We start from the raw sequence: 24,640 nt of genomic DNA, 5'->3' as shown, positions 1-24,640 counted from the left end.
CTATGAAAAAATATGCCTATAATGACATCACTCTTATGCAGTATATCTTTTTAATTAATGGAATGCAGGTCGCCACTGGTGTTCTATCTCTTCCGCGTGTTCTTGCAGAAAAAGCTGGAACAGATGGTTGGATAGCTATATTGATTGGTTGGCTAGTCTCTACAATATCAGGTGTTTTTATAGTAAAAACAGCTGCAAAATACCCCGATGACACAATTTATGAAATTCTTATACGATTCTTTGGAAATATAGTAGGGAAAGCATTAGTTGTTGCTTATATGATGTACTTCGCTTTTTATTCTTGCATCGTTTTAGTGAACGCTATGCTTTATCTTAAGGGATGGCTTCTTCCGAAAACACCAGATTATCTTGTTATCTTTTTGTTTACGATTCCTACCTTACTTGTTGCACGTAAAGGCCCTCGTATTATAGGACGGTATTCCGAACTTAATTTTTATATGATGATTTGGATACCATTATTCTTTTTAATACCTCTAAAAGAGAGCGGAAGTTGGATGCCCTTCTTTCCGGTTTTAAAAGAAGGGTGGAAATCTGTATTCACGGCTGTACCGACCACTATTTTTGCATATTTAGGGTTTGATATTGCTTTCTTTTTATATCCATTTTTACAAAAAAAGCAGTATGCAGTTCATGGAATGGTTATTGCAAACACTTTAACGATGTTATTCTATTTATTTGCTACTATTGTTTGCTTCGCTTATTTTAGTCCAGATAGTATTACTCAATTTAATCAACCAGTACTAAATTTACTTAAAGTAATTGAATTTCGTTTTTTAGAACGCTTTGACATGATTTTATTGGCTGTATACTTAACAATTGTTTCCACATCTTGGATTCCTGCCCTATACTGCTCAGTATTTTGTTCGAGTCAATTACTTGGGAAACAAGATCACAGTTCTCATGTAGTTGTTCTCTTATTGCTTATTATCGGTTTCATATTTTGGACTCGTCCAAGTTGGAATGAAGCTGAAATTTGGCAACAAGTATTTTCGAATGCGGGGGTAGTATTATCCTATATGTTGCCTATCATTTTATTGATGTATGGCTGGTTATATGAGAAGCTGCATCGGGGGAGAACGCATTGAAAAGAAAAGCATTATGTTGTATTTTGATATCGGTATTTATGATGACTGGATGCTATGACCAAACCAATATTGAAGATGTTTCCCTTTCCCTTGCTATTGGCATCGACTTAGATCGTAATAATAATTTGTTGGTTTACAAGTCAAGCCCGATTTTTAATAAAGAAGCAAAGATCAAAGAAGAAATTGTCGGTGTAAAAGCTACAACGATTCGAAATTCTAGAGACAAATTTGATGCTACTGTTTTCGCACTTACCTCGGGTAGCAAAATGCAAGTTATTTTAGTTGGAAAACGGTTACTGAAAAAGAAAAACTGGGTAAAGAATCTTGATCCATTTTATCGAGATCCTAAAAATACAGTTACAACAAAAGTTATTGCTGTAGATGGACCTGTTTCGAACATTTTTTTTCATAAACAAAAAGATAAGCCACGGCTTCCTTTATATTTAACAAAGCTAATTGAGACGGCAGCTTTAAGAAATATCACAGTAAAAACAAATCTTCAAGAACTACATGAACAAATGGCGGACAAAGGGAAAACAGCAAATATTACTGAGATAAAAAAAACAAATAAAATAATTGTAACAGGTACAGCTTTATTGGATGAAAAAGGGAAGTATAAATTAACGCTCAATCCCGATGAAAATAAACTATTACGTATTTTGCAACAAAAAACTACCGGTGAGTTTTCATTTACAATTCCAATTAAATTAAAGTCTGATAGTAAGGAAAAAGATTGGATGAGCTTTTCCGTCTATAGTATTAAAGTGAAAACAAAGGCAAGGTATGACAATAAATTTATATTTGATACAGATATAAAGATGAGAGTTGGCATAACAGAACGGCTTTTTACGTTCAATATAAGAAAGGATGCAGCGAAATTACAGAAGGCAATTGAAACGAAATTAGAAGAAGATTTCAAGCAAGTAATAAAGAAAATACAAGATGCGAATATCGATCCTATTGGGCTTGGGGGATACGCAAGAACTTATACATATCCAGAATGGAAAAAAGTCCAATACAAATGGAATAATGCATTAGCAAAGGGCGATGTAAACGTCAAGGTAAATGTAGAAATTGGTGCGATGGGGACAATTAAGTAAAAGGAGTTCAACTTAGATTCGTACTAAATTTACAAGTATCTTCAATTTTAGAATGGGAATTTTCTTTAATAGGAGTCCCCCGTGACCATCAAGCTAAGAAAAGTAAATATCCCCAAACGAGAAAATTGGCATCCTCAGAGTAAAAATGTAAAAAATTATTGTTTTGGGGGCAGCATAAAACCTTAGCTAGATAGCGATGTGGTACTACCCCAGATTTGAACCATATTCCTCAATGAACAAAATAACTTAACATAGTAAAATAATATTCGGATGGGAGTCCAATACATATTATTAAAATTAAAGTGGTTCAAGTCGGAAGAAGGCACCTTAGGGTGTCTTTTCTTTATTTCCAAAAGGACCTGCTCAATTAATGCATAAAAGCATAAGGTAAAGTGAACCCGTTAAAATACATGAGTGACCTTAATTTTCCCCTCCTACTCAAAGGAGAGATTTAAATGGGATTTGGTGGTAGTTGTGGCGGCGGCTTTGCTGGAGGATTTGCTTTATTAGTTGTATTATTTATTTTATTAATCATCGTTGGAGCTTCTTGCTTCTGCTAAAAAACTATTGGAAAAGACACTCTTATATGGGTGTTTTTTCTTTATAAAATTCACATTAAATTAATTAAACTTTATAAATAGATGTAGAAAAATAGAATTAGGTGGGAACCCAGATATATTTGTGCTGCAAGAAAAAGCTTGTGTGGATCAAGTAGGGAGAGACACTTTTGGGGATTGCAAAGTTTTAAGGACAGATTTAAACTTCGCATAAATCTGTCCTTATAGGGGAAAATATGTAAGGTAGTGTGCTGGAAAGCACTTGCCTATTCTAAATAAGGAGTGAGATGAGTGGCTGATAAAAACGAACGTAACCGTGTCGATAATGATGCTGGCGAAGCGGTAGGAACTGGTGTCGGTGCTGTCGCTGGAGCTGCTTTGGGTTCTGTTCTTGGTCCACTTGGTACCGTTGCAGGAGCTGTTGCAGGAGGAGCGATGGGTAACAAAGTCGGCGAAGGTGCCGATGAGGCTAATGACAGTGTTGCGAACCGAGAAGATTAGACTTTAACCAAAGTGACACTGAATGAATTGGATTCCCAAAAAGGGAGTCCTTTTTTTATTAAGTTAATTCAGCTTTTTTAGGTAAATTCCCAGTAAAATTGTGAATCAATTTACTTAAAGTAACGGGTGCGTTAGTTCAACAAGCTATAAGCAGCAATCATAATCATTTTCCGCAATCGGGCGCTTTAATGGAGGAAAGATCACAAAAATGATCAAACTTTATTTCAAAGCTACAGTATTCATTATTTTTGCTATTATAGTCGCATTAACATACATATACAATTCTAATAAGTAATACAATCAAACTAGATTAGCAAATCAAGGGAGGCGCCTTAGGGTGTCTTTTCTTTATTTCCAAAAAGGATATCGACAACATTTCGGAAAAAACCACGCCAGGATAGGAATGTATACAAAATGAATAGAATTATAGAAAAAGAAAAAGCGGATTCCTTGTGAGAGTAAGAATCCACTTTTTTCTTGCTACCGATAATGAGACGTTATGTTAACCTTACATGTATAAGATATACATCATGAATTTTATTAGGCGTAAACAAGCATACAAGCCAAAGTACTAGATTCGAATATAAATAATTATATTAAATTTCGAAAAAAAGGAGATGAATTGTTTTGAACTCATATTTTTCAAAACAAAGATGCTGTCATAGACTTTTTCCTGCTTTTCCACCTGCTGTCCCTCCGATTCCAGAACCCCAAGGACCACTAACGATCATGACATGGAACATCTATTTTGGAACTATCTTATCGCCTTTAGTAGGAACCACTCCAGAGCAACTCCCACAACGTGTTACTGAGGTCTTTATACTGTTTCAAGCAACAAATTTTCCGGTACGAGCAGGGGCTATTGCTGATCAAATTGCAAGAAAAAAACCAGATATAATAGGTCTTCAAGAAGCAGCAATATGGCAACTTTTGTTACCTCAAAATTCTGAAGTAGCAGTAGAGTATGATTTTGTTTCGATCCTTCTCAAGGAGTTAGAAAAAAGAGGATTGCATTATGAAGTTTTAGCAATAGTAGACACTACGGATGTTACGTTACCTAGTAGCACGGGCTTCAACGTTCGATTTGTAGATCGAGATGCGATTTTGGTGCGAAAAAATTCAGGACTTAAGTTCTCAAATATACAAACAAAGATTTTTGAAGCTTTTCTTCCCGTTCCAGTTGGCGGTAATGTTGAAAAACTCCTGTTTGGTTTTATATCTGTTGATGTCGAAATATCCGGAAAGAAATTTAGACTCGTAAATACTCATTTACAACCCGTTACACCTGAAATCCCCCAAACACTTCCAATACAACTCGCTCAAGCTCGCGAACTTTTAACTGGCCCGGGAGCGACTGATCTTCCCTTAGTATTCATAGGGGATTTCAACTCAAATTCTGACGGCAGTGGTTCATCTTACAACTTTTTGATAAATGCTGGATTTAAAGATACATGGACTATCGCAGGCAAAGGCAATGGATTAACATGTTGCCAAGATGCTGATGTATTAAATTTGATCTCGCAACTATTTGTTAGAATAGACTTAATTCTCTTTCGAGGCGATTTCAAAGTTGAAAAAGTGGACGTTGTAGGAGAAGAGCAAGAGGATCGTACACCAACGGCACTATGGCCTTCTGACCATGCAGGAGTTGTGGCTAACTTGATTCTTCCCTCCTAAAGAAAGGACTATATTAAAAGACTCTGATAAATAAAGGATATAGTCAGAGAAATATGAATAACGATAAGCTGCTACCCCCATAAAACAGATGATCTATCTGATCGTGTTTTATATGGGCAGCTTATTGTATTTTTTACTTAGCGTGTTTTTTTTCAAAAATGCTGGCGGTACCCAAATATTACTTAACATAGTAAAATAATATTCGGATGGGAGTCCAATACATATTATTAAAATTAAAGTGGTTCAAGTCAGAGGAAGGCACCTTAGGGTGTCTTTTTTTATTAGACAAAACAATATAATAAGAAAGAAGGAAAGTTTAAAGGCCGTTTAAAGAAATATCATAAAAACCATGCAGGAATGAATTATGCAGTAAAGCTTTATAAAGAGGGAGATATGACTGTAAATCAAATTTGTGAAATTACAAATGTGTCTAGGGCCTCATTATATAGAAAGCTATCGGAAAGGAACAGTTGATGAGGTATACCAAAAATCGGAAATATATAATAGAAAATAAATTTCATATAGAGGTGGAATTATATGCCTAAAATTGACAATATGTTAGCAATTCTATGAATGCTTCGTTCAGGTGAAAAAATTACTGCAAAACAAATTTCAGAAAAGTTAGAGATGAATATAAGGACTGTGTATCGTTATATTGATACAATTTCAACAAGTGGCGTACCTATAATTTCAGAACCAGGACATAACGGTGGATACACTTTATTGAACAATTTTATTGAGGCTCCTCTTTTTTTTGATTTTGAGGAGCAAACTTCACTATTTCACGCTGCTGTTTTTGCAGAAGAAGCCGGATATTATGGAGGTGAAGCACTAAATAGGGCCATTTCAAAACTAAGTAAATACTCAAATCAAGAGCAGGAAACAAAGATAAACCAACATTTAACTAGTCTTGAAGTAATAAGTCGATTAAGTTCACTCTCTATAGAACCTTTTTTGAAGGAGTTGGAGCAGGCCGTAGCTGACGGGTACTCAGTAAAAATTCTTTACCATAAAAGTGGCGAAAAGCAATTAAATTATAGATTGGTCGATCCATACAGAATTATCTATTGGAATAATAAGTGGTATGTGATTGGATTTTGTCATCTTAGGAATGATATCCGTAGTTTTAGAGTAGATCGAATTGAAAGTCTAATGCTAACCGAAAATAAGTTTAACCGGCCAGAAAATTTTTCAGCACGTGACTTTTTTATAAAAAGTCTTCTTCCAACTATAGAAGATAAGGAAGGTATTATTTCTTTGGTTATTAATGGGGATAAAAGTGTATTGGCTGATAGTTGCCAACATTGGTTTTTAGGACATTATTTACAAGAACGGACTTCAAATCAAGCAGTTTTTCTTCTTGAAAAAGATATGATACATAAATATGTACCTTATTTACTTTTACCGTACAATAAATCTATTAAAGTTATTGAGCCAATAAGTCTTAAGAAAAGACTTATTGAAGTTCTGTCGGAATTAATAAAATTTCATCAAGTATGATAACTTCCCTGACGTTAACTGTCAGGGAAGTTATATTATAATGGCTATATCAATTGTGATTGGAGTGTTATTGGATGCAAACAAAAAAAGCTTTTCTATATGTATTTAATACAATGTCGGACTGGGAATATGGATATTTAATTGCTGAACTAAACTCAGGAAGATATTTCAAAAAAGATTTAGCACCTTTAAAAGTAATTACAGTAGGAGTTAATAAAGAAATGATTACTACTATGGGAGGACTGAGCATAAAACCAGATATTTCCCTTGATGAATGTACTCTTGAGAGTAAAGATCTTTTAATTTTACCAGGAGGGACTACTTGGAGTGAAGAAATTCATCAACCTATCTTGGAAAGAATTGGCCAAGCTTTAAAGCTTGGCACTATTGTTGCTGCAATTTGTGGTGCAACTGATGCCCTCGCGAATATGGGATACTTGGATACTAGAAAGCATACAAGTAATAACTTAGAATATACTAAAATGGTATGTCCTAACTATAAAGGAGAAAAGTTCTATGAGTTGGGATCTGCGGTATCTGATGCGAATTTAGTTACTGCATCAGGAATAGCTCCTCTGGAATTTGCAATGGAGGTACTGAAAAAAATAGATGTATTTACACCAGATGCATTACATTCATGGTATAACCTAAATAAGACTCATAAACCTGAATACTTCTTCCATTTAATGAATTCAATAAATAAATGAAATAACTAAAAAGCTCAATTTCTCTATTTTGATTTGCAGAGAAGTTGGGCTTTTTAATTTGGAATTCCCTTATCGTTGTAAATCCGCATTTTCCTGACGCTACCCCATCTCCATCAACTTAAGAAACTTTAATACCCCCAAGTACAAAAAAACGTTATTCTTTCTAAACAAGTTAAATTAGGAAGGATGACGTTTTCTTATGAATAAAGTTTGTTAATGTATAATAAAAATTGATTGTTTGTAATAAGGTTTGGTTAAAATCCTATAATAAAAATTTGGAATTTTCACTCAGTTAAACTGACGGATGAAGGATAGTTAAAAGAGAATACATGAGAGGGTGTTTTATATGTTTTTTGTTCAAATGTCAGGTTTCCCTGGCTCTGGTAAGTCAACACTTGCTCGAAAAATCGCTAAGAGAACAGGAGCAGTTATTATTGACCACGATATTGTAAAAACCGCTTTATTACTTTCTATTGAGGAAGCTCCAATTGATGTAAAGCTTGCTGGTAAGATTTCATACAATATTGATTGGTCTTTAATTGAATTTCACTTATCTGAGGGACAGGCTGTAATATTTGATAGTCCTTGCTTGTATGAAGAAATGGTTGAAAAAGGAACAGATTTATCAAAAAAATATAATGTTAAATATAAATATATTGAATGTTACCTAGATGATAGTAATGAAATAAATTTCAGATTAAAAAACCGTGATAGAATGCTAAGCCAAATTAAAGAGATACAGTCTGAAGAATCTTTTCAATATACCATCAAGAATAGTAAAAAACCTCCTGAATATAAGTGTTTAGTTGTAGATACTAAACAGCCTTTAGAAAGTTACATTCGAGAAGTTATAAATTACATACATGAATAACATTCTCTTTACTCAGGTAAAGGGTGCTAATACTCAACAACATATACTCCAAAATATTCATTTTTTTCAAGGTTGTTAGCACATGATTGATAAAACTTTATTTTAAAGAAACAGATTTTTGGTACTTGGGGGTATTAAAATTTCTTAAGTTGATGGGCATGGGGTAGCGTCAGGTTTATGCGGATTTACAACGCTTAGGAAGTTTTAACCCATTAAAAAAGTTGATCTTGTTGAAGTGACCCCAATTGTTAGACAGTGTCTAATAATTGGGGTGCATTTCAAATTCACTGGCCTTTTTTTAAACGAACGACGAACCGCAGGATCGGTGTCAGTCTTCGATTGCCTGGTAGACCGTAGTCCAGAAGTCGTGGATCAGCCGTGCCGAATTCGGGACTGACAGCCCGACCTGGGTAAGCAGGATTCCGGTGAGCTGGTTGTGCGGGTCGGCGTAGGTCGTGGTGCCGCTTCCACCGTCCCAGCCGAACTGGCCGATGGGCGCGTAGTCGCCACGGTAGGTGCGAACTGCCATCCCGAAGCCCCATCCGCCGTGCTGCCCTTGGCCGAATGACACATGGACGTTGCCCTTGGCCATGGCGTTTCGAGCTGCTTGCTGCTCGGGCGTGAGGCGGTTGGTGGTCATCAGCTGGACGGCGGGCCGGGACAGGATCCGTTCGCTTTCGTGCATCCCGTGATTCAGCAGCATCCGTAAATAAGCGTTGTAATCGTCGACGGTGGAGACCAGCCCACCGCCGCCGCCCTGGAACGCCGGGGGCTGGCTCCAGCGTCCCCCCTTGGCCTCGTCCCACACGATGAACTCTCCAGTCTGCGGGTCGGGGGCGTAGAGGGTGGGAAACCGGTCGATCTTGTTGGCGGGCACGTGGAAACCGGTGTCCTTCATGCCTAGGGGGTCGAAGATGCGTTCGCGCAGGAACGTCTCAAATGACTGGCCCGTGACCCTGGCAATGAGCACGCCAAGTAAATCGTTGCTGATATGGTATTGCCAGCGCTCTCCGGGCTGGTACATCAGCGGAAGCTCGCCAAGGCGGCGCATCCACTCATCCGGCTCGGGCATCGGCACCGGTAGATCGGGCGTGAGCCCCTTCTCGAAGATCGCGTTCATGATCGGAGTGCCTAGCGACGTAATATCCATGCCGAGCCCGAACGTGGAAGTCAGCAGGTCCCGTACGGTAATCGGCCGCCGTGCTGGAACGGTATCGTCCAGCGGGCCGTCGAGCCGCTTCAGCACCCGCCGGTCAGCGAGTTCCGGTAGCCATGTGTCTACCAGGTCATCCAGCCGCAGCTTGCACTCGTCGAGCAGGATCATTGCCGCCGCAATCGCAAGCGGCTTGGACGTCGAGGCCATCCGAAAGATCGTGTCCCGGCGCATCGGCGCACCACCATCATGGCGCATCGTGCCGAGCGCTTCGACGTGCGTCTCACCGTTCCGGCTGACTAAGGCAACGACCCCAGGAATCTTCCCAGAATCGACATGTTGTGCTAGCACGTTACGCATTTTGTGCAGCCCTGTTTCGGAGAAGCCTTTGTTACTTTGTCCCATCATGAATCTCTCCTTTTTTCCCAGCCCTATTGTTTTAAAACTACAAATTCTCTTTTGTTATTCATGCTTGAAAGCCCTTTGTCAAAAAGGTGGATTCGATGCATGAATAACAAAAGAGAATGAATACTGGCAATCAAAATCTGACGCGCTTCCTTTTCTAGGTTATCAGAATCGAGATATGTCCTGCACTTAGCATAGAGCCATGTGTTCATCAGATGTTTATTCTACAACAGTTGTCTTGCCCACCCCATTGGAGCCGAGCAGGGCGAAAATACTGCCTTTTTTCGGGAATAAGTTTAGTTTTCTAGATGCCCTCTCTAAATCCCTTCCATAAAGATTGGAGCCCACAAAGTTTGTATAGAAAATACTATAAAGTACATAACTACATTTTTAAACAGTGATCCAGCCACGGAAACCATCCACGGAAAAAAAGAAGAATTCATTGAATATTATACTGACATTTATTTTCCTGCTTTAAAACTGACTCCTCTAGAATGGCTTGAACAAACAGGTGAAACGTTAAAACAGACATTAAAAAATACTTAGTAAAAATTGATCGCCCATAGTAGGCGGTCTTTTTTTCTTAAAGGACCTGCTCAATTAATCCCTAAAAACATAAAGTAAAGTGAACCAAGTGGAATGCATGTGTGACCTCGCGTTTTCTCCTAAAAAAGGAGGGATTAATATGGGATATGGCGGTAGTTGTGGTGGAGGCTGTGGCTTTGGTGGCGGATTCGCATTACTTGTTGTGCTCTTTATTTTATTAATAATAGTTGGAGCTAGTTGCAGCGGATTCGGCTGCTAAGGGAAGGCACTCATGAGAGTGTCTTTTCTTTATAGGGTACTGCACTATAAAATGCAGAAATTCATTGTTCTCCATAAGGAAAATTTGATCTGTCTACAGTTATTTAAGATAAGAGGTTCTGGTGCAAAAATAGGTCTAGTCTTACTTTCATTCTCAGATATAACTTGTTGAACTGATAAATAGGGGTGATGACAGGGTAGTTGGTACTACTCCTTAACGTAGAATGGTGAAGGGGAAATTTTTTGTCGTAGAGAATATATACAGAATAGGAATATAAGTATGTACTTTCAGGCGGGGGGAGAAATCTTATGGATAAATTTGTGAATGACAAGTTTTATGAAACGAGAAATAACCTACTAAAGGAGATTACTTTATTAAGTGATGCTCAATTCGATAGTAAGCCAGATATGAACAAATGGAGTATAGCACAAGTTTGTCATCACTTAGTTTTATTAGATGAGGCAGCTATAAAAGTTATTTCATTTGGATTAAAAGAGATTGATAGTACCCAAAAAGAGCGTCAAGAAATTCACTCTATATTGTTAGATAGAACGAAAAAATTTACAGCTCCAGAAATTCTTGAACCAAGCTTGGAACCATTTGAAGTTCAACAAATGATTGATTTGTTAAACGATTCGAGAAAAAAGTTGATGACTTTTCTTAGTACAATAGAAGATGAATCCATGTTAGCGAAAAAATCAGTGAAGCATCCTGCTCTGGGAGAGTTATTTCTTGATCAATGGATAGAACTGATATATTTGCATGAACAGCGTCACATAGAACAAATAAAGGAGATAAAACTACTTTTTGAAAATAGTTTGAAATAATGAAGTCTTTGCTAAATATATAGTTACATAAGCAAAAAGACACCATTTGTGGTGTCTTTAATAATCAAATCTATATTTTGTAGCAAAAGTAATATCTTTAAAAAAGATATTACCTTATATAAATTATTTACTTAATGCATCGCATAATTTATATTTGGAAATTTCAGGATTCATTTTACTAACTGATTTATAATTAATCTAGAATAAGCCAATGAGAGAGAAGAAGGGGGATGGATATTTATATTGGATAGTACAAACCCCTATATTCTCTGATCAATTTTATTTAATCTTACCAACTACCGGCTCCAACATCCGCCTTCAACCACTTTACCCAATCCAAATCTTCTACCTTAAGCAAAGAGAGCGAAACACCCTTCATATCTAAAGAAGTGAGAAGGGTACCGACCTTAACGAACTTCACATGTAAGCCTTCCAAATCGCATAAACGGCGAATATCGTTTGCGAAAATGTATTGTTCCATTAATGGTGTAGCGCCGAGTCCGTTAATGAGGATAGCGAAGTTGTCACCTTTTCTCCAGCGATAAATGCTTTTTAGTTTATTCATAAGTTCGATTGCCAATATTTCAGAAGAGGATAGCGCTTCTTTACGGTAACCTTTTTCGCCATGGATGCCGACGCCGTAAAATACTTCATCGTCGTTTAGTGAAAATGAAGCTTTTCCTTTCACCGGGTCATTTGCAGGTGAAAGGGCGACTCCTAATGTGTGTAAGTTTTTGATGACAGCTTGCCCAAGCGTTGTTAGTTCTTTTAAAGAATGACCTTCAAGAGCGGCCGCGCCTAATATTTTTTGAACGAAAACGGTGCCAGCTACGCCGCGTCTTCTTTTATTAAAAGAAGCATCATCTTCAATTGAAACGTCGTCATTTACGATGATGTGGTCAATTTGTCTTCCTTCTGTTTTTGCGATTTGTTCTGCAGCTAAAAAGTTCTCTACGTCATCTTTAAAGTTTTTAATGATGAATAAAATACTTTTATCTTTTGGCATTAAGCGAGTTGCCGTGACGATTTGTTCCACTGTAGGCGGAGTGAAGATATTTCCGTTTACTGCCGCTGTAAGCATTCCTTTTCCTACATAACCAATATCAGCAGGTTCATGTCCGCTACCACCGCCGCTTATAATAGCGACGTCTTGCTTCAGTTTTCCGATATCTTTTACATAAATGATGTTATGTGTTTCGTCGTAATTTACTTTGTCATTATGTTCAAAATAAAAGCCATGCAGCATATCTTGAACAATATTTTCTACATCATTCATAATCTTTTTCATTGCTTTTGCCACCCTTTGATTACTTTGCTGATTGCTCAAGTAAAAGTAGTAATTGATTGTTTATCATATTTTTCATGAGAGAAGACATAATGGACGGATCTACTTCGCATTTGCTTTCAATCCAATCTTTTATCGTTCCAACGAAGCCGTGACTATAAAAGGAGGCAATCGTATTTTTTGTCTCATCAGAAAGGCTGAATCCACAGCTCACAGATAGTTCATCAATAATCTTCATATATAAGTTTTTCGTATGCTCAAATAAATAGTGATTAAACGAGTTTTGCTCAATGACTTTAAAAGCATTTCGGTAAAATTTTTGATTTTCATAAAAGTAATCAAATAATAAATCAAAAATGTTTTCCCATGTTTCATAGTCGAGAAAGTCGATAATATTTTCTTTCGTTTCTTCTCTATAAATCCAGCTTAATAGTTCAAATTTATCTTTAAAATGATAATAAAAAGTTTGCCTACGCATTTGACAGTGTAACATAATATCGCTCACTGATATTTTATGAAATGATTCTGTTTCCATTAAATATTTCAATGAATTCGCGATTATCTTTTTAGAAATTATAGAAGAGGTCATCTGAATCATCCCTAGAATGTTAGTAATATAAAAATCCTATTCAAAAATGAGAGCGGTGTCTTTAGACAGATTGTCCATTTTGTCCGTTTACTATAAAACGCTTTCATTTTACTATGAGTAGTAAGAAGAAGATTTCAAATATATCACAATATATTAAAGGAATTGAGGGAGAATCACAATGAAAAAGATTATAAACAAACCAGAAACATTAGTAATGGAAATGTGCAACGGAATGGTTATGGCTCATCCAGAGCTTGAGCTTTTGAAAAAATATAAAGTCATTAAGAAGAAAGAAATGAACGAAAATAAAGTAACGTTAATTAGTGGCGGCGGTAGTGGCCATGAGCCAGCACATGCAGGACTAGTCGGAAAAGGAATGTTAGATGCCGCAGTGTGCGGAGATGTGTTTGCTTCACCTTCGCAAATTCAGGTATACCAAGCAATTAAAGAGACAGCTAGTAAAAAAGGTACGTTATTAATTATTAAAAATTATAGCGGCGATATTATGAATTTCAAAAACGGTGCGCATTTAGCGACGGAAGATGGAATTGAAGTCGACTATGTAAAAGTGGACGATGATATTGCGGTAGAAGATAGTCTGTACACAGTAGGACGCCGCGGTGTTGCGGGCGTTATTTTAGTTCATAAAATTGCCGGTGCAGCAGCGGAAGCAGGTATGGAGTTAGGTGCAGTAAAAGCTATCGCAGAAAAAGCAGCGGCTAACGTGCGCACAATCGGTTTAGCATTAACTTCTTGTACAGTACCAGCGAGCGGATCACCTACTTTCACACTTGCGGAAGATGAAATGGAATACGGCGTAGGTATTCACGGTGAACCAGGTATTAAACGTGAAAAAACGATGTCAGCAGATGAATTAGCGAACCGTATGACAAATGATTTAATGAAAGATTTAGGAGTAAAAGACGGCGAGGAAATTGCACTTCTAGTCAATGGCTTTGGCGGAACTCCACTACAAGAACTTTACTTATTTAATAACGCAGTTACGAGAGAATTAGCTGCTAGAAACATTAAAATTAATAGAGTATTCGTCGGCAATTATATGACGAGTATCGATATGGCGGGTATGTCTTTAACAGTAATGAAATTAGATGATGAGCTAAAAACATTACTATCGAAAGAATGTGATACACCAGCGTTTAAAGTAGATGGACCAGTTGAGAGTGTTGAGTACGTGAATGTACTTGAAGATGTAGAAGAGAAGGAAGTTTCCTTTGAAATAGAAACAGCGGAAGAGCACGCTGTTATTAAAAATAATGTCATTACATTAAACAACATGATTTATCTCGTTGATAAAATGAGCGACATTATTATTAAAAATGAAGTACCGTTCTGTGAGTTAGATACACATGCAGGTGACGGTGACTTCGGAATGAGTGTTGCAAAAGGATTTAAGCAATTAAAACGTGAGTGGCATTCTATTGTAGATCAAGAAAATGTAACGATCGGATCATTCCTTGACGGTTGTTCTATGATTATTATGGAACATTGCGGCGGCGCATCTGGTCCAATTTGGGGCGGTGCATTCCGCGCAGCTAGTAAAGCAGCAGGCGAGAAGCGTGAGCTAACAGTGAAAGAATTTGCTGAAATGTTGCAATCAGCTCTTCAAGGCATACAATCTATCGGTGAAAGATCGTTCGGTAGAGGAGCGGTAGTTGGTGACAAAACACTTGTTGATGCACTTGCTCCATGTGTAGACTCTTGGTTAGCTAGTGCTTCAAACGAAGAAGACATGAAAGATGCCTTCGAAAAAGGAGCAGAAGCAGCGGTTAAAGGAGCAGAGTACACGAAAGAAATCGTAGCTCGCATGGGCCGCGCTGGTACAGTTGGCGAAAGAAGTTTAGGATATCCAGATGCAGGTGCGCATGCACTTGGGGTTATCTTTACGGAGATTTCGGGTAGTTTGAAATAGTAATTAGAAAGTCCCTCTGCCTTAAGGTGGAGGGACTTTTATATATTATTCATTTGTATCTATATCAAATTTTTCCGGTACTTTTTGCTTATTTGAGAGATTTCTTCAATCAAATTGTATTTTAGACTTAGTTTTTTTGTGATTGCAGCTTATCAATTTTCCAGTGTGCTTCTAGAGGGTCTAAAGAGCTTTCAATATAAAACATATATTCATCTGCGGTACCTGGTACTTCAAAAGCTATTTTCAATTCTACCGTTTCATTTGGTTTAACTTGTATATCAGAAGGGTTTTGATCAAGCACCTTTCCCTCATAGGCCTTTCCGTCTTTTTCATCTTTTAAGTTATATTTTAATTCTGATAGTCCAATCATTTGACCTCGTACATTTTTTATAGAGACATTAACAACGACGGAATCGTTGCTAGCATTTAAATGTGCACTTTGAACGGTGGTCAAGTAATAGCCTCCTTTAGCACTCTCGCTAACTAATAAAACACCTTGTTCCAAGCGGCTTATATCTTCTTTTTCTTCAAAATTTATTAATTCTTCATTTTCATTTTTTGCGGTTGGTTCTTCTATTGGACCATTTTCAACGGCACTATCTTTTTTATCTTGTGTGCAAGCAGCCGTAACACTGACTAATACTAGAATTAAAATAAGTAATATGGATAATTTCCTCATAAAATTTATCTGTCTCCTTAAGTTTCTCAATTTTGTGCAACTATACATATTATAAAGCGATTCTATTAAGGTTAACATAATATCTCATTTTTGGCTCAAAATAGGCGTCCTTTTAGACACCTTATTCTTTTTATTTTTAATATACATTCGATTGGTTCTCTTCCGCATTTTTCGCGATATTTGTTAATCTTTTAAATCATTGGCTTAGTAATACCGAGGGTTATTATGGATATATTAATCACATAATTTGTCCCTATCAAAATGAACGTTTTTTGCATTTAATATATTGTAAGTATATTTTATTTTGAAAGGATGTGATTATATGGCTCATAAATCTACTGGAGTGTTTCGAGTCCCAGTTTCTGAAAATGGGATTATTCCAACTGCTCTCAACATTATGTTAAACAATGATTCGCGCTGCCATACTAGTAATGTAACGGTAATTGTTAAGAGAAGTCCAAACACTTTTTTCCAAGAATCTATTGGATTAATGGTTTTAATGTTAGTTGTTAATGAGTATAGAGAAATTTATCATGCAATGAAAAATGAGAAATCAAGAATTATAAAAAATTTATAGAAACACAAAAGCAAAGGTGGAAAACCAAGCTGATATACAAAGCATTACATCAAAAATCCAAGTTGGAAAATCTAATAACTTTGTAATTCCAACGAGAAGAAAAAGTGGCCAAAAAATAATGTTGGTTCGTAATATAAAACTTACCACCGGTTTTTTCAGTCTTTTATATTCAGTCATATATAATCCCAACTTAAGCTAAATTTTTAACATACAATAATGTACCTATTCAGCGCATTAACATAATACACAGAATCTTCTTTCTGTTATAGTGATATTTTTTTCAAAATATTACTTAGTCAATTAATAAAATAAACTTTTAACAGCTTATTTACATAAAATTCGTTATCCGAAGTACAAATAAACGCCCAGGAATTCATAGATTCTTGGGCGTTTATTTGTGGTAACGTATAGCTATCTGTATTCATTTTTAATTTTTTAGATTAATATTTTGGTCCCATCATCATAAATTGATTAGCAAAACTGTCTACTGTTTTCTTGTATCTTTCTAAATCATTTTCTATATTTTGAAACTGATTAAGTATATACATTAGTTTATCTTCAGTCTCATTTAATCTTTTTTCAATTTCTTTTGCAGTGTTACCTTTCCAGTTATGAGCTAATAATGTTTGGATAGAGTATAGTTTGATTTTGTGATTTTCTAAATCTGATAAACATGTAACCAATTGATTGGTTGCTCTTTGTACATCTAGTGAATGTTGAATGACATCATAATTTTTCATGTTATGTTCTCCTATTTAACCTTCATTATCTACTCGTTCAAATTCGTTTGCTTTTTGATAAATAAAGTCTGATGTGGAACGTAGAGATTCTATATAGCTTCTTTGAAATTGATTGACAGCGTACGTGATGGTAGGGATTAAATGACCATCTACACTAGCTGGCGATTGTTGTAATACCTGTATGATCTTTGCACTGGCTTCTACGATTTTTTGGTTAATATGGTCTATTTCACGTTTTAAGTCTGTTGAAATGGCTTGGATATCTTCGACTTTCAGTTGAATTTCTGTATCTTTGGCTTGTTGAATAACACCACGAGGTTCTGATACTAACAATGGGCTTCCATCGGAGTGAAACATACCTTGAAATGTATCCATAGGATGTTCTGACATAAATAAAAGACCCATTAAACCATGAGAAGTTCCATTACTTTTTACGACGTATTGTTTACCGATTGGATTTGCGCCAAATTGTTCGAAATTCCCTACAGCATCTTTTTCATGTGTATAATCGACTACTTTATGTTCCATCACGCCTTCATCTACACGCTTTTTCGCTTTATCACTTAATAATCGATATATATTAGGTGCCGCATAGGTTGTGGAATAAAAGTTTCTTTCGGCAGCGACAAAGGCAGCTTCCGCAGCACCTTTACTATGTCCAGTTGTATGGACAGAAATTGGTTTATAGGTTTGATTCACTTTGTCTACAAATTCTAGTGAACTATCAAAAGATGTTGGGAGATTTTGAAATTCTCCGCCGACAGCACCCCAGTTGTGTTTCTGTCCCGCTGTAATTTGGAATACATCTGTCGATAAATCGCCATCAAACTTTCCGAACTCTGTTCCTCGGAAAGAATAGATGATATCGTCATACTGTGTTTTTCCCTTTTCATATTTGTCTGCAGGTACAACAGCGATAGCTTGGAGTCCGTTTTTCGCTTCGGTTTTGTTTGTATCGATAGATTCGATAACAACCCATTTTTTATCTCCACTACCTTTTATTTCAGTTCCTTTATCTAAGTATTTATCTTTATATACTTTGTCTGATAATTCATAGTAATCTTCTTCTGTGGCAATCGGGTTTCTTTGAAATTCACTCATATATTCCAACTCATTTCGTGATATATTTTGATTATATTTAAATGCAAGGAGATTCCAAATGAAAAAGAAATTGGTAATTACAGTAAGCATTATTTGTATTATAGCAGGAGGGTATATCATGATGGAATATGTGAAACAAAAAGAAAAAGAGGAGCAATATTGGAAAGAACAAGAAGCACGGATAGAAAAGTATATTCATTATAATGTAAAAGATGTAAAATCAATTAGTTTTACAAAACATGATGTAAGTCCGATGGGTGTTCCGTCTGTAGAAGGATATATTAATGGGAATCCGAAATTATGGTTTGATGCAAGTATTAGTACAACAAAAAATTTCGAAGATAAATTGTCACGTTCTGGAGAACTAGGGGAACTTATAAAAGATCCTGAAAAATCAGTGTCAGAAATAGAGAAAGAAGAAAAGAGATAGCAACTAAAAAAGAGAAAAGCAACATGAATAAGTATACATCTCAAGTTAACATAACATCCTATTATCGGTAGCAAGAAAAAGGCGAATCCCTACTTTCAAAAGGAAGTCGCCTTTTTTTTCTATAACTCTATTCATCTTTTTATAAATTCCTATCCTGGCGTGGTTTTAAGGTTCTTGTTTGTTACTGAATGAGTCGAAAAACTGTATAAAATCTTGCATACTCTTAGCGTGGTTATTTTCCAAAATGCTGGCGGTATCCCATTTATAGGTTATGAGGAATGGTTTTTAGATGAAGGAACCATTTCGTTAGAACAAGAACCTCCCCATGGTGTTTTTTATAGCCGCATGAGTGCCTCTTCATATACGAGAGGGCATCGATATGCACCTGAGTTGACTGAAGGGGTTCTTGCTTGGTTAGAGGGATACGGGCGAACAGTATTTAATGGGTCTCGTGCATTACGCCTTGAAGTAAGTAAATTAAATCAATATGCAGCATTAAGAAATTTTGGGATACAAGTGCCGAAAACAATTGGTGCTGTTGGCCGTGATAATATAGTAAAAGCAGCAAGGGAGTTAGGGGAAGTACCGTTCATTACAAAGCATAACCGCGCAGGTAAAGGCCTTGGTGTTCAATTATTTCATTCCATTGATGCTTTAGAGCAATATTTAGATGGTCCGACATTTGAAGAACCGATTGATGGAATTACTTTAATCCAGCAGTATATTGAAGCACCTGAACCATATATTACACGTTGTGAGTTTGTAGGAGGTCAGTTTGTATATGCAGTTAAAGTAGATACATCAGAAGGATTTGAGCTTTGTCCAGCAGATGCGTGCTCTATTCACGATGCTTTTTGCCCAGTAGGAGAAGAGAGTAAGAAAGAGTCGTCAACAAAATTTGAAATTATATCGGACTTCCAAGAGCCAATCATTGAACAATACAAAGAATTTTTGAAAGAAAATGAAATTACCGTTGCTGGTATTGAATTTATTCGCAGTTCGGATGGAACAATTTATACGTATGATATTAATACAAACACAAACTATAATTCTGACGCGGAGTCTGTAGCTAATCAATTTGGTATGTTTGAGCTTGCTAAATTCCTTGGAATAGAATTAGAAAAACAAGTAGAGTCAGTTAAATAATGTTGATTAAAAAATAAGGTTCTGGTGCAAAGCTTTGCTAAATTAATAGTATCAGTATGTCCAAGTTTAAGAGAGTACTTACAAGGTTTTTAGAGTTTTTGCATCAGAAAGAAAAGTATCAGTTTATATTAAAAAACAGCCCAAGTTCGAATAAGAAACTTGGGCTGTTTGTATGTTGTATGTTGTATTTTCTTTCCTTTCCTAGCACTACTCCATCGCATCAAGAAAAAAGAACGAGTGATTCCATTGTATGGTTATGTGCAAAACATAAACTAGTAGAAGTTTTGTATTTTTTTATCCTACGTATCCCACCCTGCACGAAAAAATATTTCTCAACATTTTATTTGTTGAAAAAGATTGAATATTCTCTATAAAGAGAATATTATGTTTCTATCGGCAAAAAAAACGATAATTCGCAGACACTGGGGAGGAAATGCATTGAAAAAGAATAAGAAGTTAAAACCATTATCAGTTTTAGCAACAGCGGCAGTACTAAGTAGTAGTTTTGCTTTTGGAAGTCATGCGGCGTATGCTGAGACACCAACAACATCATCTCTACCAATAGATGAGCATCTAATACCAGATGAGCGTTTGGCAGAAGCGCTAAAACAACGGGGGGTAATTGATCAATCTGCATCACAAGCTGAGACGTCAAAGGCTGTTGAGAAATATGTTGAGAAAAAGAAAGGGGAAAACCCTGGTAAAGAAATCTTGACAGGAGATAGTCTTACGCAAGAAGCTTCTGATTTTATGAAAAAAGTAAAAGATGCAAAAATGAAGGAAAATGAACAGGCGCAGCAGCCCACAGTAGGACCGGTAGCTGGACAAGATGCAGGATTGAATTCTAGTAAATTAAATGGAAAAGTACCTACTGCACCAGCGAAGCAAGAAGAGTACAACGGTGCTGTTCGAAAAGATAAAGTACTTGTTTTACTTGTAGAATTTAGCGATTTTAAGCATAACAATATTGATCAAGAGCCAGGATACATGTATTCTAAGGACTTTAATCGTGAACATTATCAAAAAATGTTATTTGGTGATGAACCATTTACGTTATTTGATGGATCGAAGATTAACACATTTAAACAATATTATGAAGAACAATCTGGTGGTAGCTACACAGTTGATGGAACTGTAACGGAATGGCTTACTGTTCCAGGAAAAGCTTCAGATTACGGTTCGGATGCGGGCACTGGTCATGATAACAAGGGTCCTTTAGGGCCAAAAGATTTTGTGAAAGAAGCATTAAAAGCAGCGGTAGCAAAAGGAATTAATTTAGCAGACTATGATCAATTTGATCAATACGATCAAAATGGTGATGGAAATAAAAACGAGCCAGATGGCATTATTGATCATTTAATGGTTGTACATGCTGGCGTTGGTCAAGAAGCTGGCGGCGGTAAATTGAAAGATGATGCGATTTGGTCTCATCGTTCAAAACTTGGATCAAAACCATATGCGATTGATGGCACAAAATCTTCTGTTTCGAATTGGGGCGGAAAGATGGCTGCATACGATTATACAATCGAGCCTGAAGATGGAGCGGTTGGTGTGTTTGCGCATGAGTATGGTCATGATTTAGGCTTACCAGATGAGTACGATACAAAGTATTCAGGACAAGGTGAACCTGTTGAGTCATGGTCTATTATGAGCGGCGGCAGCTGGGCTGGAAAAATTGCAGGAACAGAGCCAACGAGTTTCTCACCACAAAATAAAGAGTTTTTCCAAAAGAATATGAAGGGCAACTGGGCGAATATCGTTGAGGTAGATTATGATAAACTTCGCACGGGAGTTGGTGTTGCAACATATTTAGATCAAAGTGTTACAAAATCAAAACGACCAGGAATCGTTCGTGTTAACTTGCCGGACAAAGATATCAAAAATATCGAATCGGCATTTGGTAAGAAGTTTTATTACAGTACAAAAGGAAATGACATTCATACAACACTTGAGACACCAGTATTTGACTTAACAAATGCAACGAATGCTAAGTTCGATTATAAGGCATTCTACGAACTTGAAGCGAAGTATGATTTCCTTGATGTAAATGCGATTGCGGAAGATGGAACGAAGACACGTATTGATAGAATGGGCGAAAAAGATGTAAAAGGCGGCGCAGATACAACTGATGGTAAGTGGGTTGATAAAACTTACGATTTAAGCCAATTCAAAGGGAAAAAAGTAAAACTGCAATTTGAGTATTTAACAGATATTGCAGTAGCTTATAAAGGATTTGCGTTAGATAATGCTGCATTAACTGTAGATGGCAAAGTTGTTTTCTCTGATGATGCAGAAGGCCAGCCAGCAATGACGTTAAAAGGATTTACTGTATCTAACGGATTGGAACAGAAAAAAAATAACTACTATGTAGAGTGGAGAAATTACGCTGGTTCTGACACGGCGTTACAACATGCGCGTGGTCCAGTGTTTAATACAGGAATGGTTGTATGGTATGCGGATCAAAGCTTTACAGATAACTGGGTAGGCGTTCATCCAGGTGAAGGATTCTTAGGAGTAGTAGATTCTCATCCAGAGGCAATTGTAGGGACATTAAACGGACAACCGACTGTGAAGAGCAGTACGCGTTATCAAATTGCCGATGCGGCATTCTCATTTGATCAAGCGCCAGCATGGAAAGTGAATTCGCCAACTCGCGGTATCTTTGACTATAAAGGATTACCAGGAGTTGCAAAATTTGATGATTCTAAGCAGTACATCAACAGCATGATTCCAGATGCAGGACGTAAGTTGCCGAAACTAGGATTGAAGTTTGAAGTAGTAGGTCAAGCTGAAGACAAGTCTGCAGGTGCAGTTTGGATTCATCGATAGAATAAGGGGAAACTAAGAGGAGCTGCCCCGTAAGTTGGTGAAACCGACTTATGGGCAGCTCTCTTTTTATTGTAGAAAAGGAAGATATAAAATTCATTTTCGATAAAATCTCAAAAAGCGCTATGCATAATGAATGTTACATTAGTATTTTCCTTTTTATTTATATATTCGTAAGTAAAATAGCATAATATTAATACGGAAAAATATAACAATATGAGTTTTTGCATATTTTGAAATTTAATATATCCTCCGAAAAGTTTTAATTGTATAATGTGTTTTGTCATATTCTTTTAGATTTTTTGACAAAAAATAACAAAAATAGAAGACGTATTGGGAGAATGCATTATGTACATAAAACTATTAAAATCAATTACATCATTATCACTTATTGGTGGTGCTTTATTATATACAAATGGCAGTGATGTGAAAGCTGCTGAAACGGGTGCTTTTTCGGATGTACCTACATCGCACTGGTCCTATCCTGCGATTAAAGACTTAGCGAGTAAAAATATTATTTCAGGTTATGGAAATGGGATGTTTGGTTTTGGTGATGTTGCGACGAGGGAGCAAGTTGCAGCTTTAATTTATCGTGTGTTAGTACCGAATAAGCAAGGTGGTACGTTTAGTAATGATGGTGCTCGTTATGTATTAAAAGATGGGTCTACTTTAAATAATCCGTATCGTGATATTCGCTCAGGTTCTACAATGTTTCCGGAAGAGGTTTTAACGTTAACAAAATTGGGGGTTTTTAAAGGCGATGGAAATGGCGGTTTTAGACCGAAAGATTCTGTTAGCCGTGCAGAAATGGCGCAAATTATTAAAAATGCGTTCCAAGTTTCAGCTAAACAAAAACATACATTTAATGATGTTCCAAATGGGTTTTGGGCAGAAAACGCGATTAGTGCGGTGCAGTCAAACGGGATTGCATCTGGTACAGGAGACGGAAAATTTGAACCAGCTAAAACGGTAACGCGTGAACAGTATGCACAGTTTTTATATAATGCATTGAAATATAAAAAGCCTGAGGTTGCGGTGCAAGATACAGAAGATGCGGCATTATTAACAGCATTCAAAAATGAAGTGCAAACACGTATTAATACGTATGAAACGAACATTACACTTCCATATAAAACGAAAAATAATAATACAAAAGAAGTTATGAATACACTTTTTAACGCATATGAAGAAGTCGCAAATAAAAATGAATATACAAATTATAATAGATCGAATATTTCATACTCACTATCTGGATCACCTGGAAATTATACATTTACGCTAAATATTACATATCGCGAAACGAAAGAACAAACAGAGTATGTAATGAAACAAGCGAAAGCGATCGTTTCTTCTATTATTCAAACGGGAATGGATGATCATGAAAAAGTGAAGGCGGTTCATGATTACGTAGTAAAACATGTCTCTTACGATACGTCTTATAAAGCGTATACAGCATATGAGGCACTCGCGAATCGTTCTGCCGTTTGCCAAGGTTACACACTATTAACCTATCAATTATTAAAAGAAGCTGGAATTGAGAATCATTTTTTAGTAGGAACTGGAGACGGTCAGCCTCATGCTTGGAATTTAGTTAAAATCGATAACAAATGGTACCATCTTGATACAACATTCGATGATCCTGTACCAGATGAACAAGGCCGCGTTACGTATTCCTATTTCAATTTATCAGATGAGCAAATCGCAAGAAATCATGAGTGGAACCGCGAGGATTATCCGCAAGCTACAACAAACTATTATAGTACATTAACAAATAAAATTGCGGCGGGTGGTGCGAAAGCCCCTGCATATCAGCAAATATTAAAAGATACAAAGTTAAATTATTTAGGAAATGAATATATTGCAAATAACTATAATGAATTCAAAAATAAAATGCAGCAACGTTATAGCACAAAGTCAGCAAAGATTGAAATCCTTTATAAACAATCAATGGATGGTGCATTGCAAGATGTGAAAAAAGTAATTGGAGAAATCGGTTATCCGCAAGGAGCGAACCGTGTTTCTTATAAAGCTGAGCCGTATAATGCGAAAGAAGGATATTCTTTAGTGACGATTACGTTTATGTAAAAAAGCAACCTAGATCCTATGAGATCTAGGTTGTTTTTTTGTA

The 24,640-nt window shown here is 36.5% G+C and carries 22 protein-coding genes and 3 pseudogenes; 18 read left to right on the top strand and 7 right to left on the bottom strand.

Features of this window, described 5'->3' with window-relative positions; genetic code table 11:
* The first annotated feature begins 2 nt into the window (after positions 1-2).
* From QCI75_RS21945 to QCI75_RS21905, 9 genes and pseudogenes are all read left to right on the top strand, one after another.
* Positions 3-1,106, top strand: coding sequence for a GerAB/ArcD/ProY family transporter (locus tag QCI75_RS21945; protein ID WP_144506756.1), 1,104 nt, complete (start codon positions 3-5; stop codon positions 1,104-1,106).
* Complete coding sequence (locus tag QCI75_RS21940) at positions 1,103-2,206, top strand: Ger(x)C family spore germination protein (RefSeq protein WP_353761165.1); 1,104 nt, start codon at positions 1,103-1,105, stop codon at positions 2,204-2,206. The genes QCI75_RS21945 and QCI75_RS21940 overlap by 4 nt, the downstream gene beginning before the upstream one ends.
* A gap of 455 nt (positions 2,207-2,661) precedes the next feature.
* On the top strand, positions 2,662-2,766 hold the full coding sequence (locus QCI75_RS21935) for a YjcZ family sporulation protein (RefSeq protein WP_063219790.1): 105 nt from the start codon (positions 2,662-2,664) through the stop codon (positions 2,764-2,766).
* Between the two features lie 288 nt (positions 2,767-3,054).
* The gene (locus tag QCI75_RS21930; protein WP_000764044.1) at positions 3,055-3,264 is read left to right on the top strand and encodes a glycine zipper domain-containing protein; all 210 of its coding nucleotides are present in this window, start codon (positions 3,055-3,057) and stop codon (positions 3,262-3,264) included.
* A gap of 627 nt (positions 3,265-3,891) precedes the next feature.
* Positions 3,892-4,941, top strand: a complete 1,050-nt coding sequence (locus QCI75_RS21925) for an endonuclease/exonuclease/phosphatase family protein (RefSeq protein ID WP_353761164.1) — start codon at positions 3,892-3,894, stop codon at positions 4,939-4,941.
* Between the two features lie 300 nt (positions 4,942-5,241).
* Positions 5,242-5,415: pseudogene (locus QCI75_RS21920) on the top strand (helix-turn-helix domain-containing protein); the annotation flags it as partial.
* 99 nt (positions 5,416-5,514) lie between these two features.
* Entirely contained in the window at positions 5,515-6,441 is a 927-nt protein-coding gene (locus QCI75_RS21915) for a helix-turn-helix transcriptional regulator (RefSeq protein ID WP_353761163.1), read from the top strand.
* Positions 6,442-6,515: 74 nt separating this feature from the next.
* Positions 6,516-7,148 carry a type 1 glutamine amidotransferase family protein gene (locus tag QCI75_RS21910; protein ID WP_144506752.1) on the top strand — a complete coding sequence of 211 codons (633 nt, stop codon included), beginning with the start codon at positions 6,516-6,518 and terminating at the stop codon, positions 7,146-7,148.
* A gap of 346 nt (positions 7,149-7,494) precedes the next feature.
* On the top strand, positions 7,495-8,019 hold the full coding sequence (locus tag QCI75_RS21905) for a P-loop nucleotide/nucleoside kinase family protein (RefSeq protein ID WP_144506751.1): 525 nt from the start codon (positions 7,495-7,497) through the stop codon (positions 8,017-8,019).
* A gap of 328 nt (positions 8,020-8,347) precedes the next feature.
* On the opposite strand, the gene QCI75_RS21900 is transcribed toward QCI75_RS21905, so the two are convergent.
* Positions 8,348-9,577, bottom strand: a complete 1,230-nt coding sequence (locus QCI75_RS21900) for a serine hydrolase domain-containing protein (RefSeq protein WP_353761162.1) — start codon at positions 9,575-9,577, stop codon at positions 8,348-8,350.
* A gap of 342 nt (positions 9,578-9,919) precedes the next feature.
* Between QCI75_RS21900 and QCI75_RS21895 the strand changes: the two are divergent.
* From QCI75_RS21895 to QCI75_RS21885, 3 genes and pseudogenes are all read left to right on the top strand, one after another.
* Positions 9,920-10,123: pseudogene (locus QCI75_RS21895) on the top strand (contact-dependent growth inhibition system immunity protein); the annotation flags it as partial.
* 139 nt (positions 10,124-10,262) lie between these two features.
* Positions 10,263-10,382, top strand: coding sequence for a YjcZ family sporulation protein (locus tag QCI75_RS21890; RefSeq protein ID WP_070141115.1), 120 nt, complete (start codon positions 10,263-10,265; stop codon positions 10,380-10,382).
* Positions 10,383-10,690: 308 nt separating this feature from the next.
* Positions 10,691-11,209 carry a DinB family protein gene (locus QCI75_RS21885; protein ID WP_353761161.1) on the top strand — a complete coding sequence of 173 codons (519 nt, stop codon included), beginning with the start codon at positions 10,691-10,693 and terminating at the stop codon, positions 11,207-11,209.
* Positions 11,210-11,498: 289 nt separating this feature from the next.
* Here QCI75_RS21885 and dhaQ read toward each other — a convergent pair whose 3' ends face one another.
* Both dhaQ and dhaS read right to left on the bottom strand, forming a co-directional pair.
* Entirely contained in the window at positions 11,499-12,497 is a 999-nt protein-coding gene (gene dhaQ / locus QCI75_RS21880) for a DhaKLM operon coactivator DhaQ (protein ID WP_353761160.1), read from the bottom strand.
* Positions 12,498-12,516: 19 nt separating this feature from the next.
* Positions 12,517-13,083 carry a dihydroxyacetone kinase transcriptional activator DhaS gene (gene dhaS / locus QCI75_RS21875; RefSeq protein ID WP_000204220.1) on the bottom strand — a complete coding sequence of 189 codons (567 nt, stop codon included), beginning with the start codon at positions 13,081-13,083 and terminating at the stop codon, positions 12,517-12,519.
* Between the two features lie 178 nt (positions 13,084-13,261).
* Between dhaS and dhaK the strand changes: the two genes are divergently transcribed.
* Positions 13,262-15,013 carry a dihydroxyacetone kinase subunit DhaK gene (dhaK, locus tag QCI75_RS21870; RefSeq protein WP_353761159.1) on the top strand — a complete coding sequence of 584 codons (1,752 nt, stop codon included), beginning with the start codon at positions 13,262-13,264 and terminating at the stop codon, positions 15,011-15,013.
* 127 nt (positions 15,014-15,140) lie between these two features.
* Here dhaK and QCI75_RS21865 read toward each other — a convergent pair whose 3' ends face one another.
* On the bottom strand, positions 15,141-15,692 hold the full coding sequence (locus QCI75_RS21865) for a DUF4352 domain-containing protein (protein WP_144508031.1): 552 nt from the start codon (positions 15,690-15,692) through the stop codon (positions 15,141-15,143).
* A gap of 343 nt (positions 15,693-16,035) precedes the next feature.
* Here QCI75_RS21865 and QCI75_RS21860 point away from each other — a divergent pair, with 343 nt between their 5' ends.
* On the top strand, positions 16,036-16,269 hold the full coding sequence (locus tag QCI75_RS21860; protein ID WP_353761580.1) for a hypothetical protein: 234 nt from the start codon (positions 16,036-16,038) through the stop codon (positions 16,267-16,269).
* Here the strand turns inward: QCI75_RS21860 and QCI75_RS21855 are convergent.
* The 3 genes and pseudogenes from QCI75_RS21855 to QCI75_RS21845 form a co-directional block, all read right to left on the bottom strand.
* Positions 16,267-16,446, bottom strand: a pseudogene (locus tag QCI75_RS21855) (CPBP family intramembrane glutamate endopeptidase); the annotation flags it as partial. The gene QCI75_RS21860 and the pseudogene QCI75_RS21855 sit on opposite strands and share 3 nt — an antisense overlap.
* A 263-nt stretch (positions 16,447-16,709) precedes the next feature.
* A complete protein-coding gene (locus QCI75_RS21850) occupies positions 16,710-17,009 on the bottom strand; it encodes a hypothetical protein (protein WP_144508035.1) in 300 nt (99 codons plus the stop codon).
* A 15-nt stretch (positions 17,010-17,024) separates the two neighbouring features.
* Complete coding sequence (locus tag QCI75_RS21845; protein WP_144508037.1) at positions 17,025-18,110, bottom strand: cytoplasmic protein; 1,086 nt, start codon at positions 18,108-18,110, stop codon at positions 17,025-17,027.
* 58 nt (positions 18,111-18,168) lie between these two features.
* Between QCI75_RS21845 and QCI75_RS21840 the strand changes: the two genes are divergently transcribed.
* From QCI75_RS21840 to QCI75_RS21825, 4 genes are all read left to right on the top strand, one after another.
* A complete protein-coding gene (locus QCI75_RS21840) occupies positions 18,169-18,540 on the top strand; it encodes a DUF1433 domain-containing protein (RefSeq protein ID WP_144508039.1) in 372 nt (123 codons plus the stop codon).
* Between the two features lie 228 nt (positions 18,541-18,768).
* The gene (locus QCI75_RS21835) at positions 18,769-19,686 is read left to right on the top strand and encodes an ATP-grasp domain-containing protein (protein WP_235676405.1); all 918 of its coding nucleotides are present in this window, start codon (positions 18,769-18,771) and stop codon (positions 19,684-19,686) included.
* A gap of 438 nt (positions 19,687-20,124) precedes the next feature.
* Positions 20,125-22,515 (top strand): immune inhibitor A domain-containing protein, encoded by a 2,391-nt coding sequence (locus QCI75_RS21830; protein WP_353761156.1) that lies wholly within the window; start codon positions 20,125-20,127, stop codon positions 22,513-22,515.
* Positions 22,516-22,860: 345 nt separating this feature from the next.
* The gene (locus tag QCI75_RS21825; RefSeq protein WP_353761155.1) at positions 22,861-24,597 is read left to right on the top strand and encodes an S-layer homology domain-containing protein; all 1,737 of its coding nucleotides are present in this window, start codon (positions 22,861-22,863) and stop codon (positions 24,595-24,597) included.
* Positions 24,598-24,640 lie beyond the last annotated feature (43 nt).

It is taken from the genome of Bacillus cereus group sp. RP43 (genome assembly GCF_040459645.1).
GTDB classification, from domain to species: domain Bacteria; phylum Bacillota; class Bacilli; order Bacillales; family Bacillaceae_G; genus Bacillus_A; species Bacillus_A mycoides_C.
This window is presented reverse-complemented; position numbering and strand designations above follow the sequence as displayed.

What these genes read in the sequence shown, in the direction of transcription:
- QCI75_RS21945 (WP_144506756.1), top strand. Translation starts at nt 3, where the DNA reads ATGAAAAAATATGCCTATAATGACATCACTCTTATGCAGTATATCTTT.
- QCI75_RS21935 (WP_063219790.1), top strand. Translation starts at nt 2,662, where the DNA reads ATGGGATTTGGTGGTAGTTGTGGCGGCGGCTTTGCTGGAGGATTTGCT.
- QCI75_RS21915 (WP_353761163.1), top strand. Translation starts at nt 5,515, where the DNA reads ATGCTTCGTTCAGGTGAAAAAATTACTGCAAAACAAATTTCAGAAAAG.
- QCI75_RS21910 (WP_144506752.1), top strand. Translation starts at nt 6,516, where the DNA reads ATGCAAACAAAAAAAGCTTTTCTATATGTATTTAATACAATGTCGGAC.
- QCI75_RS21905 (WP_144506751.1), top strand. Translation starts at nt 7,495, where the DNA reads ATGTTTTTTGTTCAAATGTCAGGTTTCCCTGGCTCTGGTAAGTCAACA.
- QCI75_RS21900 (WP_353761162.1), bottom strand. Translation starts at nt 9,577, where the DNA reads ATGGGACAAAGTAACAAAGGCTTCTCCGAAACAGGGCTGCACAAAATG.
- QCI75_RS21890 (WP_070141115.1), top strand. Translation starts at nt 10,263, where the DNA reads ATGGGATATGGCGGTAGTTGTGGTGGAGGCTGTGGCTTTGGTGGCGGA.
- QCI75_RS21885 (WP_353761161.1), top strand. Translation starts at nt 10,691, where the DNA reads ATGGATAAATTTGTGAATGACAAGTTTTATGAAACGAGAAATAACCTA.
- dhaQ (WP_353761160.1), bottom strand. Translation starts at nt 12,497, where the DNA reads ATGAAAAAGATTATGAATGATGTAGAAAATATTGTTCAAGATATGCTG.
- dhaS (WP_000204220.1), bottom strand. Translation starts at nt 13,083, where the DNA reads ATGACCTCTTCTATAATTTCTAAAAAGATAATCGCGAATTCATTGAAA.
- dhaK (WP_353761159.1), top strand. Translation starts at nt 13,262, where the DNA reads ATGAAAAAGATTATAAACAAACCAGAAACATTAGTAATGGAAATGTGC.
- QCI75_RS21865 (WP_144508031.1), bottom strand. Translation starts at nt 15,692, where the DNA reads ATGAGGAAATTATCCATATTACTTATTTTAATTCTAGTATTAGTCAGT.
- QCI75_RS21850 (WP_144508035.1), bottom strand. Translation starts at nt 17,009, where the DNA reads ATGAAAAATTATGATGTCATTCAACATTCACTAGATGTACAAAGAGCA.
- QCI75_RS21845 (WP_144508037.1), bottom strand. Translation starts at nt 18,110, where the DNA reads ATGAGTGAATTTCAAAGAAACCCGATTGCCACAGAAGAAGATTACTAT.
- QCI75_RS21840 (WP_144508039.1), top strand. Translation starts at nt 18,169, where the DNA reads ATGAAAAAGAAATTGGTAATTACAGTAAGCATTATTTGTATTATAGCA.
- QCI75_RS21825 (WP_353761155.1), top strand. Translation starts at nt 22,861, where the DNA reads ATGTACATAAAACTATTAAAATCAATTACATCATTATCACTTATTGGT.